The sequence below is a fragment of the Streptomyces sp. NPDC006332 genome (assembly GCF_040612855.1).
Lineage (GTDB): Bacteria > Actinomycetota > Actinomycetes > Streptomycetales > Streptomycetaceae > Streptomyces.
This window is the reverse complement of record NZ_JBEXRA010000058.1, coordinates 13,154-27,109: the sequence shown is the minus strand read 5'-3', so window position 1 is coordinate 27,109 and position 13,956 is coordinate 13,154. Positions and strand designations below refer to the sequence as shown.

At 72.0% G+C, this 13,956-nt stretch carries 14 protein-coding genes; 12 read left to right on the top strand and 2 right to left on the bottom strand.

What is annotated here, in order from left to right; genetic code table 11:
- Positions 1–136: 136 nt before the first annotated feature.
- Both ABZ027_RS35855 and ABZ027_RS35850 read right to left on the bottom strand, forming a co-directional pair.
- Positions 137–1,504 (bottom strand): FAD-dependent oxidoreductase, encoded by a 1,368-nt coding sequence (locus ABZ027_RS35855; RefSeq protein WP_356775849.1) that lies wholly within the window; start codon positions 1,502–1,504, stop codon positions 137–139.
- Positions 1,505–1,742: 238 nt separating this feature from the next.
- Entirely contained in the window at positions 1,743–2,810 is a 1,068-nt protein-coding gene (locus ABZ027_RS35850; protein WP_356775847.1) for an alcohol dehydrogenase catalytic domain-containing protein, read from the bottom strand.
- A gap of 59 nt (positions 2,811–2,869) precedes the next feature.
- Here ABZ027_RS35850 and ABZ027_RS35845 point away from each other — a divergent pair, with 59 nt between their 5' ends.
- From ABZ027_RS35845 to ABZ027_RS35790, 12 genes are all read left to right on the top strand, one after another.
- A complete protein-coding gene (locus ABZ027_RS35845; protein ID WP_356775845.1) occupies positions 2,870–3,676 on the top strand; it encodes an SDR family oxidoreductase in 807 nt (268 codons plus the stop codon).
- A gap of 11 nt (positions 3,677–3,687) precedes the next feature.
- Complete coding sequence (locus tag ABZ027_RS35840; RefSeq protein ID WP_356775843.1) at positions 3,688–4,812, top strand: acyl-CoA dehydrogenase family protein; 1,125 nt, start codon at positions 3,688–3,690, stop codon at positions 4,810–4,812.
- Positions 4,813–4,904: 92 nt separating this feature from the next.
- The gene (locus ABZ027_RS35835; RefSeq protein ID WP_356775841.1) at positions 4,905–5,693 is read left to right on the top strand and encodes an enoyl-CoA hydratase/isomerase family protein; all 789 of its coding nucleotides are present in this window, start codon (positions 4,905–4,907) and stop codon (positions 5,691–5,693) included.
- Positions 5,678–6,049: an OB-fold domain-containing protein gene (locus ABZ027_RS35830; protein ID WP_356775839.1), complete on the top strand. Its 372-nt coding sequence runs from the start codon at positions 5,678–5,680 to the stop codon at positions 6,047–6,049. The genes ABZ027_RS35835 and ABZ027_RS35830 overlap by 16 nt, the downstream gene beginning before the upstream one ends.
- Positions 6,046–7,194, top strand: coding sequence for a thiolase family protein (locus ABZ027_RS35825; RefSeq protein ID WP_356775837.1), 1,149 nt, complete (start codon positions 6,046–6,048; stop codon positions 7,192–7,194). Before ABZ027_RS35830 ends, ABZ027_RS35825 begins: the two co-directional genes overlap by 4 nt.
- A 28-nt stretch (positions 7,195–7,222) precedes the next feature.
- Positions 7,223–8,434, top strand: coding sequence for an acyl-CoA dehydrogenase family protein (locus ABZ027_RS35820; protein WP_356775835.1), 1,212 nt, complete (start codon positions 7,223–7,225; stop codon positions 8,432–8,434).
- On the top strand, positions 8,431–9,402 hold the full coding sequence (locus ABZ027_RS35815) for a phosphotransferase family protein (protein ID WP_356775833.1): 972 nt from the start codon (positions 8,431–8,433) through the stop codon (positions 9,400–9,402). The genes ABZ027_RS35820 and ABZ027_RS35815 overlap by 4 nt, the downstream gene beginning before the upstream one ends.
- Positions 9,403–9,414: 12 nt before the next feature.
- Positions 9,415–10,629: an acyl-CoA dehydrogenase family protein gene (locus ABZ027_RS35810; protein WP_356775831.1), complete on the top strand. Its 1,215-nt coding sequence runs from the start codon at positions 9,415–9,417 to the stop codon at positions 10,627–10,629.
- On the top strand, positions 10,626–11,402 hold the full coding sequence (locus ABZ027_RS35805) for an SDR family oxidoreductase (RefSeq protein ID WP_356775829.1): 777 nt from the start codon (positions 10,626–10,628) through the stop codon (positions 11,400–11,402). Before ABZ027_RS35810 ends, ABZ027_RS35805 begins: the two co-directional genes overlap by 4 nt.
- The gene (locus ABZ027_RS35800; RefSeq protein ID WP_356775827.1) at positions 11,399–12,169 is read left to right on the top strand and encodes an SDR family oxidoreductase; all 771 of its coding nucleotides are present in this window, start codon (positions 11,399–11,401) and stop codon (positions 12,167–12,169) included. The genes ABZ027_RS35805 and ABZ027_RS35800 overlap by 4 nt, the downstream gene beginning before the upstream one ends.
- Entirely contained in the window at positions 12,166–12,954 is a 789-nt protein-coding gene (locus ABZ027_RS35795; RefSeq protein WP_356775825.1) for an enoyl-CoA hydratase-related protein, read from the top strand. The genes ABZ027_RS35800 and ABZ027_RS35795 overlap by 4 nt, the downstream gene beginning before the upstream one ends.
- Before the next feature lie 279 nt (positions 12,955–13,233).
- On the top strand, positions 13,234–13,860 hold the full coding sequence (locus tag ABZ027_RS35790; protein WP_356775823.1) for a TetR/AcrR family transcriptional regulator: 627 nt from the start codon (positions 13,234–13,236) through the stop codon (positions 13,858–13,860).
- Positions 13,861–13,956: the final 96 nt, after the last annotated feature.

The following is a 13,956-nucleotide window of genomic DNA, read 5'->3' as shown; positions in this document are numbered from 1 at the left end:
TTCGCGCCACACGGTGGGCGGCGCGGTCACATGACGCGCGATTGAGTCAAAGTGAACTCAATTCAGTACGCTAGGCACTGCGGCGCCGGACGGGCAAGACTCGTGCACGGGATTTGTGCCGTCTGCCCGGACGGGATCAGTGTCCGGCGGTCGCCTCGGGTGATTCGGTGAGCGCGGTCCGGGCCGCCGCCAGACCGAACACCAGCGCGGGGGCGAGGCCGCCCGCGTAGGCACGCCGGTACAGGCCCCCCGCGTCGGCGCCCGCCGCCAGCAGGCCGGGGACCCGCCCGTGTCCGTCCTCTCCCGCAGCGCCGGACAGGACGTGGGCCGAGGTGTCGATCGGCAGGCCCCCGAAGGTGAAGGTGATCGCCGGGGCGGCCTCGATGACGTAGAAGGGCGGTTCGTCCAGTGGCCGGGCGTCGAGCAGACGTCCGGGGTTCGTGGCGTGGCCCGCGCTCACGGTCGCGTTGAACTCCTCGATGCGGTCACGGATCGTGGCGCCGGGATAGCCCCACTCCTCGGGCATCGAGGCGAAGTCCTCCAGGCTGTCCGCCACCGCCCTGCGGGCGCCGGCGCGATGGCACAACTGGAACTTGTCCACGCCGGGGATGCCCTCGACGTACGAGGCGCTGATCCACTCGCGGTGCACCCGTGCGTCGGCCACCAGCAGGCCGCGGGCACCGGGCCGTTCCAGCAGTGCCATGGTGGTGAGATGGTCCCCGACCGTCTCGTCGACGAACCGCTCGCCCGTCGTGTCGAACAGTAGGGCGTGCTCGCTGTAGTAGAGCGCGAGGTCGACGAAGCGCGCGGGGTCGGCCAGCGAGACGCCGGCCGGCATCAGGTGCCCGTAGAAGCCCGCGTCCTTCGCGCCGAACGCCGCACCCACGGCTGAGCCGAGCGCGAGCCCGTCGCCCTGGCTGTGCGGGTTGGCGCGCAGCCCGATGTCCGCGGCCTGAGGGTGGAGGTGCTCGGCGCGCAGCCGGGGATCGCCCTGGAAGCCGCCGGTGGCCAGCAGGGTCCAGGTGGCCTCGATCCGGCGCGGGGAACCGTCCGGCAGCAGGCACTCGGCCCCCGTCACCCTGCCGTTCTCCGTCAGCAGGGCGCGGGTCCTGGTGCTGGTCAGCACCTCCTGGCCCCGGTCGCGGATCAGTCGCTCGCAGGTGTCGAGGTAGTGGTTGGTGTCGACCTGGTGCCCGCGGCCGAAACCCAGCACCGGCACCGGCGGCCGGCACTCCACGCCGAGCGACCGTATCCATGCGACTGCCTCGCCGAACCCGCCCACCAGGGCCGCGGCCAGCTCCGGGTCGCCGTCCGGGTTGACCCGGCGCAACTCCTCGACGGTCGGGGTGGTCCACACGAAACCGGCGAAGCGGGCGGAGCCGCCGGTGCGGTCCCCCTTCTCCACCAGCGCCACCGAACCGCCCTCCGCGGCGACCTGGGCGGCGGCCGAGAGGCCGGCCATTCCACCGCCGATCACCAGCAGATCCACTGTGTCCGTCTCCATGGCCGGCTCCACCGCCTTCGCGTCGTCTTCGCGTAGTGTTCGCATCGCCGAGTGACAAGGCGACGCTAATTGAACTCACTTCTGTAGTCGAGGGGTCGCGCGTCCCGCGGTGTGGAGGCGTTACTTTCGGCCGGATCGACGGGGGTGGTCGCAACCAGTCAGGACCGGTCGTCGCCAGTCGCGACCGGTCGTAGCCGCACTCACGGCTGAGCCGAGCATCGGTCGCGATGGGCGGAGCTCAGTCGGGAACGAGGACCGCGCGTCCCCGTACGGCGCCGGAGCGGAGCCTCTCGATCACCTCTGTCGCCCTGGACAGCGCGAACTGCTCGGCCTCCACCCTGAGGGTTCCCTCCCGGGCCAGCGCGACGACCCGTTCCAGCTCGGGCAGGGTCCCCCAGAAGGGCAACGAGATCCGGGTTCCGGGCGGAAGCGCACCGGGTTTGCGGACCGCCACCTCGCCGCCCCCGCTCCCGACCACGGCGAGCTCCCCGCCCGCCCGCAGCGCGCCGATCGCGCACTCCAGGCTCGACGGGCTGCCCACGAAGTCGAGCACGGCGTCCGCTCCGCTCCCGCCCGTCCGGCCCCGGAGGACCTCCGCGGTGTCGGGTCGCAGGAGGGTGCCGAAATGCGCGCCGCACTCGTCGGCCAGGGCGAGCGCCTGCTGCCGTACGTCCACCGCCAGCACCCGCGCGGTCGTGGTGGCCCGCAGGATCTGGACGGCCAGATGACCCAGTCCGCCGACGCCGAGCACGACCACGCTCCCGCCGTCGAGCAGGGAGCGCCCGACGGTGTTCACGGCGTGGTACGCGGTCAGTCCGGCGTCCGTCAGCGGCGCCGCCTGGATCGCGGGCAGGTCACCCACCTGGACCAGCAGGCGTCCGGACGGGACGAGCAGCACGTCGGCCATCCCGCCGTCCCGCCCGAGCCCCACACCCGTACCGGCCCGCTCCCCGTCGAGGGCAGGGCGCCGGTCACAGTAGTTCTCCGCACCCGACGTGCACCTCGCGCACGTTCCGCAGCCCCAGGGCCCGTACACGACCACGCGCTCGCCGACCGCCGGGCCCGTGGCCCGCCCGCCGCGCTCCGCCACTCGGCCCGCGACCTCGTGGCCGAGCGTGAACGGAGTGCGGTAGGGGAGCGCGCCCGGCGGTGCGTCGATGACATGCAGATCCGACCGGCACAGCCCGGCCGCCTCCACCCGCACCAGTACTTCCTCGCCTGTCGGTACGGGCCGCGGCACCTCGGTGAGGACCGGTGGGCCGCCCCAGCTGATCAGTCGGACCGCTCTGTTCCCGCCTGTTGACATGTGTGAGACGGTAGCAAAAATGAAGTCAGTTCAGTAGATCGGAGAGGTGGTGACCCGGCATGGACGACGACAACGGCAGCGGGCGCGCAGGACGCTTCGCGGGGCACGTCGCTCTGGTCACGGGCGCGGGCTCGGGCATCGGTGCGGCGGCCGCCCGGCGGCTGGCCGCCCAGGGCGCGGAGGTCTTCGCCGCGGACATCGACGGCTCGGCCGTCGCGGCCGTCACCGAGGACATGCCCGGCGCGCACGCGCTGACCGTGGACGTCGCGGACTCCGCCCAGGTGGACCGGGCCTTCGACGAGCCGGTACGGACACGTGGGCGCCTGGACGTGGTGGTGCACGCGGCCGGGGTCGACGATCCCACGGCCAAGGAGTGGATCGCCGAGGCGCTGCTCGCCGACCTGCCGCTCGAGGTGACCGGGAGACTCGGTGACGACTCATGGCGGCGGGTCCTGCGGGTCAATCTCGACGGCACCTTCCATGTGCTGCGCGCCGCCCTGCGGGTCATGAGGCCCCACGGGAAGGGCGCCGTCGTCACCGTCGGCTCCTCCTCGGCCTTCGACACCCTGGCCGGCTATCCGCACTACGCGGCGTCGAAGGCCGGCGCGCACGCACTGAGCCAGGCCGTCGCCAAGGAGGCGATCGCCTTCGGCGTCCGGGTCAACACGGTGGCGCCGGGGCCGACCCGGACGGGCATGGCGGAGCGGACGCCCGCGGCGCTGCGGCAGGGGTTCGCCGATCCGCGGGTCCGCCCGTACGCCACGCCGGAGGAGATCGCCGACATCGCCCTGTTCCTGGCGAGCGAGGAGGCGGCGAACCTCGTGGGCGCGGTGCTGCTGGCCAATGGTGGGCGGTTCACGGTGTGAGGGAGATTCGGATGTTCAGGCTGGATGCCGATCCCGCGCTGCTGCTCGAGACCGAGGAGCGGCGCCAACTGCGAGGAGTCCTGAGGGACCTGCTCGCCGATACCTGCGGGACCGAGGAGGTCCGTGAACAGGCCGAGAGCCCGCGCGGACACAGTCGGGCGCTGTGGGACCGGCTCGCCGGCGAGATCGGTGTGCACGGACTCGCCCTGCCCGAGGAGTACGGCGGGGCCGGGTACGGCTTCACCGAACTCGCCGTCGCCCTGGAGGAGACGGGGCGCGCGCTGTGCCCCGTGCCGCTGCTGCCCACCGTCGTACTGGCGGCGCAGGCACTGCTGGACAGTGGCGACCGGGCTGCCTGCGAACGCTGGTTGCCCGGCATCGCCTCGGGTGCGCTCACGGCCACCGTCGCCGGAATTCCGCAGCCCGGCAGGGTGACGGCCGAGCACGGTCGAGACGGCTGGGTACTGCGCGGCGAGGCCGACTTCGTGCTCGACGGGGAGGGCGCCGATCTGTTGCTGGTCGTGGCCCGCGCGCCGGACGGGGAGCGGTTGTTCGCCTGCGTGCCGGACGCCGCGACCTGCGACCGCACGGCTCGCCGCGTCCTCGACCCGACCCGCCGTCAAGCGCTCGTCCGCCTGAGGGGGGCCTCGGCCCATCCGGTCGGCGAGGCCGGGCAGGTCCCGGCGATCGTCGACGCCGTCCTCGACGCCGGGCGGGTGGCGCTGGCCGCCGAGCACGTCGGCGGGTGTGCGCACGCTCTGGACGCCACCCTGGAGTATGTGTCCCACCGAACTCAGTTCGGTCGGGTCATCGGGTCGTTCCAGGCGGTCAAGCACCGGCTGGCCGACCTACTGGTCGAGATCGAGGGCGCCCGCTCGGCGTCGGCGTACGCGAACGCCTGTCTCGCGTCGCGCACATCGCAGCTGCCGGTCGCCGCGAGCGCCGCGGCGGTGGTGTGCACCGGCGCCTATCGCCTGGCCGTCACCGAATACGTTCAGCTGCACGGTGGAATCGGCTTCACCTGGGAACATCCGGCACATCTGTATCTGCGCCGGGCGCGGGCCGACGAGGCGCTGTTCGGCACCGGTGACGACCATCGCCTGCGCCTGGCCGGCCTGCTCGGTCTCGCTCACTGATCCCTCACGGGTCACCGCTTCCCGATCCATTGACAGCGGGCACCACTGCCCCCAGAATCGTACTGAATTCAGTTCAGGTTGAAGGAGTTCTCATGGCAGTCGAAGACGAGATCCAGTTCGAGCGGGACGGTCATGTGGCGCGGGTCTGGCTGAACCGCCCGCACAAGAAGAACTGCGTGACCGTTCCGATCCTGGAACGGCTGGACGAGATCATCACCGAGGTCGACGCGGACCCCGAGCTGCGCGTACTGGTCCTGCGCGGCCGCGGCAACACCTTCTGCTCCGGGTTCGACCTGGACAGCCTCCAGGCCGATTTCGTCGGCAAGTCGAACGCCCTCAACGTCGCCGTGCTGTCGGCGAAGGTCTGCGACCGGCTGTACTCGATGAAGACGCCGTCGATCGCCGTCCTGGAGGGTTACGTCACCGCGGGCGGCTTCGAGCTGATGATCTCCTGCGACTTCGCGATCGCCGCGGACGACGCCCTGATCGGCGACTTCCACATCCGCCGCGCCCTGTACGGCGGCGCGGGGCCGATCTACCGGGTGCCCCGCATGATCGGGATCCGCAAGACCAAGGAGCTGATGCTCACCGGCAAGCTGCTGACCGGTGTCGAGGCCGCCGACTTCGGCCTCATCAACTCCTCGGCGCCCGCCGACAAACTCGACGCCACCGTCGAGGAGTTCGCCGCGAACCTCACCGACAAGAGCCCGTTCACCATGTGGATCACCAAGATGACCATCGACCGGAGCCTCGACGCCGACACCCAGTCGCTGATGGTCATGGAGCACCTCGCGGTCGGCGTGATGCTCAACTCCGAGGACGCGGCGGAGGGCGTCGCGGCGTTCCTGGACAAGCGGGAGCCGCAGTGGAAGGGCCGCTGAGCACCGCGCCGGACACCGGGAGCCGACTGCACGGCTCCCGGTGCGCCGACTGCGCGGTGGCCACCTATCCGGCGGGCCCGGCGTGCCCGCGCTGCGGGGGGCCGGCCGAGCCGGTCGTCCTCTCCTGCGCGGGCACGCTGTGGACCTGGACCGTGCAGCGGTACGCGCCCAAGTCGCCGCCGTACGTCCCGCCCGCCGCCGGATTCACGCCGTTCACCGTCGGATACGTCGAACTGCCGGAGGGCGTACGGGTGTTGGCCGCCCTCGATGTGCCGCCCGAGGAGGCGGAGATCGGCATGCCGGTGACGATCACGGTGGGAGACGGCGTGCCGAGGGCCAGGGGAGTGGCCGTATGAGCGGCGAGGAGGTACTCGTCTGCGGCGCCGGGATCACCTCCTTCGCCCGTACGCAGGACAGCGGCCGCCAGTTGGCCGTGCGGGCCGTGCGGTCCGCCCTCGCCGACGCGGGGCTTCCCTGGTCGCGGGTGCGGGCCGCCTACGGCGGCAGCGACGCGGCCGGCAACGCCGACACGCTGGTCTCCGAACTCGGCCTGACCGGGGTGCCGTTCACCAATGTGCGCAACGGCTGCGCGACCGGCGGCAGCGCCCTGGTGTCGGCCGTCAACGCGATCCGGTCCGGGGCGGCGGACGTGGCTCTCGCCGTCGGTTTCGACAAGCATCCGCGCGGCGCCTTCGACCCGCGGCCCGCCGACTGGGGACTCGACGAGGCCTACGGCCACGACGGGCTCATGGTCACCACGCAGTTCTTCGCCATGAAGATCCAGCGGTACATGCACGACCACGGCATCAGTCCGCGCACGCTCGCCCAGGTCGCCGAGAAGGCGTACGCGAACGGAGTGCTCAACCCCCACGCCTGGCGTCGCAAACCGCTCGACGCCGACGAGATCCTGGCGTCCGGCATGGTCAACGACCCACTGACCCGGTACATGTTCTGCTCCCCGGGCCAGGGCGCGGTCGCACTGATCCTGTGCAGCCGCGCGGTGGCCCGCGAACTCGAATCGGTGCCGGTCGCGCTGCGGGCGGCCGTGGTACGCACCCGGCGGTTCGGCTCCTTCGAGGTGTTCAGCCCCTGGGCGCCGCCCGGGACGCCGACGAGCGTGAGCGCGGACGCCGCCCACCACGCCTTCGAGGAGGCCGGGCTGGGACCCAGGGACATCGACGTGTGCCAGCTCCAGGACACCGAGAGCGGCGCGGAGGTGATGCACATGGCCGAGTGCGGGTTCTGCGAACACGGCGAACAGGAGTCACTCATCCCGTTCGGGGCGACCCGGATCGACGGCTCCCTGCCGGTCAACACCGACGGCGGCTGCATCGCCAACGGCGAACCCATCGGAGCCTCCGGCCTGCGCCAGGTCCACGAGGTCGTACAGCAGTTGCGTGGCCGGGCGGGCGAACGGCAGGTGCCGGGCGATCCGTCGGCCGGCTTCACCCACGTGTACGGGGCGCCGGGCGTCAGCGCCTGCACCGTGCTGACCCGCTGATCCGGCCGCGCCCTGAGTTGGAGGCACCATGAGCGGCATCCCCGAGCCCGCCGAGTTCCGCGCCGAGGCCCGCCACTGGCTGACCGGCGTGGCGAAAGAGCGCGCCGCACACCAGGAATGGGGTCACGGCGACGACTCGGTGGCCGTCTTCGAGAACCGGACCGACGCCGAGGAACGCGCCCAGACCGACCGCATACGGGACTGGGAACGCCTCCGGTACGACCAGGGCTGGGGCGCGCTGGACTGGCCACCCGAGTACGGGGGGCGTGAACTTCCCTCGTACTACGAGCAGTTGTACCGGGCCGAGGAGGCGTCCTTCGACGTGCCACGGCGCACCGAGATCTTCCCGGTCACCCAGCAGCTCGTCGCCCCCGCCATCCGCGTCTGGGGCACGCAGGAGCAGAAGCAGCGCTGGCTGCCCCCCATGCTCCGCACCGACGAACTGGCCTGTCAGCTGTTCTCCGAGACCGAGGCGGGCTCCGACCTCGCCGCCGTCCGCACCCGGGCGGTGCGGGACGGCGACGGCTGGCGGCTGCGCGGCCACAAGATCTGGACGTCCGGCGCCCGCGTCGCCACCTGGGGCGTCGCCGTCTGCCGTACCGATTCCGACGTGCCCAAACACGCGGGCATCACGGTCTTCCTGGTCCGTATGGACGCGCCCGGCGTGACGGTACGCCCTATCCGCCAGATGACCGGCGGTAGCAGCTTCAACGAGGTCTACCTGGACGACGTCCTGGTGCCGGACACCGACCGGCTCGGTCCCGTCGGCGAGGGCTGGCGGGTGACCCTCACCGTCCTGGCCGCCGAACGCCTGGACTCCGGCGGCCTCGGTCTGGACAACGCCGACCGCGCCCTGGACCTGGCACGGCACCTGCCGCGCCCGCTCACCGGCGGGGAACGACAGCAGGCGGCCGACCTGTTCGTGCGGGCCCTCGTCCAACGGCTCATCGGACTGCGGGTGACGGCGGCCCTGGCGGCCGGACGTGAACCGGGCGCCGAGGCCTCGGTCGGCAAGCTGCACGCCACCGCGACCATGCGCGCCACCACCGACCTCGTCCAGCAGCTCCTCGGGCCCCGGCTGGCCGCCGACACCGGGGAGTGGGGCACGTTCGCCTGGACCGAGCACCTGCTCGGCGCCCCGGGCTACCGCATCGCCGGAGGCAGCGACGAGATCCAGCACACCATCCTGGCCGAGCGCGTGCTCCGGCTGCCCAAGGAACCGAAGGGGGCAAGCAGTTGAGTACGACGACGCAGGTGACGGAACTCGGGCGGCGGGTGCGCGAGCGACTCGCCGAGCGGCACCCCGGTGCGCTCTTCGGCGACCTGCGCACCCTGCCCGGCGGCCACTCCGGCCTCACCTACTCGCTCACCGCGGGAGAGGTGTCGTACGTCGTGAAGGCGGTGCCACCGGGAGAGCGTCCCGTCGGCCGCAACGACATGCTGCGCCAGGCGCGGGTACTGGGCGCGCTCGCGGGGTCGGCGGTGCCCGTGCCGGGCGTCGTCGCCGTGGACGAGGACGAACCGGCCTGGTTCGCCATGGAGTTCGTGACCGGCGAGGCGATCGAGCCGGTCCTGGACGAACACCGGCTCGACCCCGGGCTGTGCCGGACCCGGATGCTGGCCCTGGCCCGCGTGCTGCGGGACCTGCACCGGACACCGACGACGTTGACCTCCGAACCTCTTGACCCCGCACGGGAGTTGGAGCGATGGAGCCGCACCATGCGGGCGGTGCCGACAGCGCTCCGCCCCGGAGGCGAGGACGTGGTGAACGCCCTGGGCGCACGCGTCCCCGACAACACTCCCGCGGCCCTCACCCACGGCGACTTCCGACTCGGCAACGTCCTGTGCCAGGGCGAGCGGCCGGCCGCCGTCGTCGACTGGGAGATCTGGGCGTACGGCGATCCGCGCATCGACCTCGCGTGGTTCCTGCTCTTCGCCGATCACCGCAACTTCCCCCGGCTCGGCCACGCCGTCCCCGGCCTGCCCACCGAGGAGGACCTGCTCACCGCCTACCTCGACGGTCGTCCCGAACCCCCTGACCTGGACTGGTTCCGTGCCCTGGCCCGCGCCAAGATGGCCGCGATCATGGGCCACAACCTGCGCCGACACCGCGAGGGCAGGCATCACGACCCCGACCAGGAGCGGCTGCCGCCGACCATCGCGGAGATGATCCGCTCAGCTCGCGACATTCTCGCCCGACGGCTCTGAAGGAGCGCCACCATGGAATTCGGACTCTCCCCGAGGGCCGACGAACTCCGTTCGCGTATGGCCGCGTTCATGGAGGAGTACGTCCTGCCCGCCGAGCCCGTCCACGACCGGCAGATCGCCGAGGCCGACGACCCGCACCGACTGCCGCCGATCCTGCGCGAGTTGAAGGAGAAGGCACGCGCCGAGGGCCTGTGGAACCTCTTCCTCACGCACGGCGACTGGGGCGCGGGCCTCACCAACCTCGAGTACGCGCCGCTCGCCGAACTGGCGGGACGCTCGGTCTTCGGCCCCGAGGTCTTCAACTGCTCGGCCCCCGACACCGGCAACATGGAACTGCTGGCCCTCTTCGGCACGTCCGAGCAACAGGACCGCTGGCTGCGGCCCCTGCTGTCCGCCGAGATCCGCTCCTGTTTCGCCATGACCGAGCCGGAGGTGGCCAGCTCCGACGCGCGCAACATCCGTACCCGGATCACCCGTGACGGCGACGAGTACGTCGTCAACGGCCACAAGTGGTACACGTCCGGGATCCTCGACCCGGACTGCCGGCTGATCATCCTGATGGGGGTCACCGACCCGGACGCGCCCACCTACCGACAGCAGAGCATGCTGCTGATCCCCCGTGACACACCCGGCATCACGATCCTGCGCGATCTGCCGATGTTCGGCTACACCGACCGCTGCGGCCACGGTGACGTGCTCTTCGAGGACGTACGCGTGCCGGTGTCCGCGATGCTTGGCGGCGAGGGAGAGGGATTCGCCCTGGCGCAGGGGCGCCTGGGCCCCGGACGTATGCACTACGCCATGCGAGCCGTCGGATTCGCCGAACGGGCCCTGGAGCTGATGTGCCGCCGGGCCCTGACCCGCACGGCCTTCGGGGGCCCGCTGGCCGATCAGGGTGTCGTCCGCGAGTGGATCGCCCGCAGCCGGATCGAGATCGAGCAGCTACGGCTGCTCGTCCTCAAGTCGGCCTGGCTGATGGACACCTCGGGCAACGCGGCCGCCCGCACCGAAGTCGCCGCGATCAAGGTGGCCGCGCTGGAGGTGGCGCACCGGGTGGTCGACCGGGCGGTCCAGGCGCACGGGGCGGCCGGGGTCAGCGACGACACCGTCCTGGCGCGGCTGTACGCGATCACCCGGGCGCTGCGGATCGCGGACGGGCCGGACGAGGTGCATCTGCGGACGGTCGCCCGGCACGAACTGGCCAAGTACCCGGAGGAGTCGCTGTGAACGGACAGGTGCTGGACGGGCGGGTGGCGGTGGTCACCGGCGGCTCGCGGGGCATCGGCCTCGGTATCGCCAAGGCGTACCGGGAAGCGGGCGCCCACGTGGTGATCGCCGCCCGCAAGCCGGACGGACTCGCCGCCGCCCGCGCGGAGTTGCTGCGCGTCAAGGGCGACGGCGAGGTGGGCGAGGTGGTCGCCAACGCCGGCGCCCCCGAGGACGCCGAGCGGTGCGTCGAGGAGACCATGGCCCGTTTCGGCCGGCTCGACGTGCTGGTCAACAACGCGGCCACCAACCCGTACATGGGCCCGCTCATCGACCTGGACCTGCCGCGCGCGCAGAAGACCGTACAGGTCAACCAGTACGGCATGGTCGCCTGGACGCGCTATGCCTGGCGGGCGTGGATGCGGGAGCACGGGGGAGCCGTCGTCAACATCGCCTCCGTCGGGGGGCTGGTCGTCGATCCCCAGATCGGCTGGTACAACGCCACCAAGGCGGCCATGCTCCACATGACCCGGCAGCTCGCCTACGAACTCGGGCCGCGGGCCAGGGTGAACGCCATCGCGCCCGGTCTGATCAAGACGGAGCTGGCCCGGGCCGTGTGGGAGCCGAGGGAGCCGATCCTGACCGCGAAGCTGCCGTTGCGCAGGCTGGGGACGGTCGAGGACGTGGCGCACGCGGCGGTGTTCCTGGCGTCCGAGGCGTCCTCGTGGATGACGGGTCAGACACTGGTCCTGGACGGCGGGGCGACCGCACTGCCGATCGGGGTGGAAGGGTGACGGCCACGACCGCGGACCTGTTCTCGTTGCGGGGCCGCACCGCTGTGGTGACGGGCGCCTCGTCGGGACTCGGCGCCCGGTTCGCCGCCGTCCTCGCCGAGGCCGGGGCCACCGTGTACGCGGCGGCCCGCCGACCGGACCGGCTGCGGGAACTGGCCGACAGCGACCCGCGTATCCACCCCGTCGTGTGCGACGTGTCGCGGGAGGAGGACCGCGAACGGCTCGTCGCGGCCGTGCTGGAGGACGGCGGACGCTTCGACGTCCTGGTCAACAACGCGGGGGCGTCCGGTGCCGTACGGGCGCAGGACGAGAGCCCCGGGGACTTCTCGGACGTCCTGGCAGTGAACCTGGTGGCACCCTTCCACCTGGCCCGGCTGCTGGCCGAGACACCCTCCGACCATGACGGCACGAAATCGGTGGTGAACGTGTCGTCCGTGCTGGGGCTCGTGTCCGGCGCCCCGCTCGGCGGCGCGGCCTACGCCGCCTCCAAGGCGGGCCTGGTCGGCCTGACACGTGAGCTGGCCGGACAGTGGGGGAGGAGCGGGATCCGCGTCAACGCACTCGCCCCGGGATGGTTCCGCTCGGAGATGACCGACGGCCTCTTCGCCGACGAGCGATCACGCCGATGGGTGGAGCGCGGCACGATGCTGGGGCGGGGCGGTCAACAGGGCGAACTGGACGGGGCGTTGCTCTACCTCGCCTCGGACGCGTCCGCGTACTGCACCGGCCAGGTGCTCACCGTGGACGGCGGGTGGACGGCGCGATGAGGGTCACGGTCGAGGTCGACGACGCGGGAGTGGCCCATGTCGAGCTGTGCCGCGGTGCGGGCAACGCGATCGACCTGGCGATGGCCAGGGGGCTGCTGGAGGCCGCGCGGGAGTGTGAGCGGGCGCGGGTGCGAGCCGTGCTGCTCACCGGGCAGGGGCCGTCCTTCTGCGTGGGGGGCGACCTGAGTGAGTTCGGCGCGCTGCCCGGGGAGCGGCTCTCCGGGCATCTCACCGACGTCACCGACGCGCTGCACGGAGCGCTGCGGATCCTCACCGGCCTCGACGCGCCGCTGGTCACGGCAGTGCAGGGCGCCGTCGCGGGTGCCGGCCTCGGGCTCGCCATGGCCGCCGACCTCGGTTTCGCCGCGGCCGACGCCGGTTTCACGGCCGCCTACACCGGGATCGGGTACTCGCCGGACGCGGGGGTGAGCTGGCTGCTGCCCCGCCTCGTCGGCCCCAAGCGGGCGCTGGACCTGCTCCTCACCAACCGCAGGGTCACCGCCGCCGAGGCGCTGGAGATCGGGCTGGTGAGCAGGGTCGTGGCGCCGGAACGGCTCCGGGAGGAGGCCGCGGAAGCCGCGAGGGCGCTGGCGCGCGGAGCCACGGGGGCCTACGGGGTGACTCGGCGGCTGGTCGCCGGGGCGATGTCGACCGGGCTGCACGAACAGCTCGACGCGGAGGCCGGCCGGCTGGCCGAGGCCGCGGTGTCCGCGGAAGGACGGGAGGGCGTGGCCGCGTTCCTCGCCAAACGACGACCGGACTTCGGGCAGGGGGCACCGCTGTGATCGGGGATCGGGGATCGGGTTCTGGGGACCGGGGATCTGGGTTCGGGCCGTGGCGGGGTCGTGACCGGTGCCTGGGCTTCGGGCAGGGAGCGCCGTGTGCGGCGGCCTGTGCAGGGCGTTCCCGTGATCGGCGACCCGGCGTCGGACCGCGCCGCCCCGTGGCCGGCGAAACCGCCGGGAGCGTGCGTGCCCCGTGATTCGGAGCCAACCTGAACTTGGGTCTACTCTCGGACGACCGGACGGTGATCGGAACCGGCCGTGGAGCAGAGGGAGAGGGCGATGGCAAGGGCGCGGATCGTGGATCCGGAGGAGGGCCCCAGGTCGAAGCGGGCGGCCATCCTGATGGCCGCCGTGGAGCGGTTCGGCGAGGACGGCTACGAGAGCACCAAGTGGTCCGAGGTCGCCGACCGGGTCGGCATCGGGCAGACGGCCCTCTACCACTACTTCGAGTCGAAGGCTCACTGCCTGCTCACGATCATGCGCCTGGAGCTGCAGCGTTCCCACGACATGTTCATCGAGGCCACGGCCGATGTGACGGACCCGGTCGAGGAACTGCGCGCGGCGGCCCGCTCCGCCTTCGCGGTCTCCGAGCAGGAGATCCGCCAGATGCGCATCCTCCAGGCCAACATGTCCCTGCTGGCCAACCCCCGCAAGTCCAAGCGGGAGGAGACCGAGCGCGTGGCGGCACGCCAGCTGGTGCAGATGGTCGAGCGGGACTGGACGAACCTGCTGATGCGCGGCATGTCCCAGGGCGCCTTCCCGGTGCGCGACGCCCACACCCTGGGCCTGGGCGTGCTCGGCATGATCGTCAGCGTCTGGCGCTGGTACCGGCCGACCGGGGCGATCCCGCTTCCGGAGATCAGCGAGATGATCGAGGGATGCGTGGTGCGCATGGTCGCCGAATAGATCCCGGCTCGCTCCCGCCTCTTGTCGGGGGCGGGGCGGCCGTCTTACAGTCAAACTGAACTGAACTCAGGTTGTGTGCGGCAGTGAGGAGAGCGG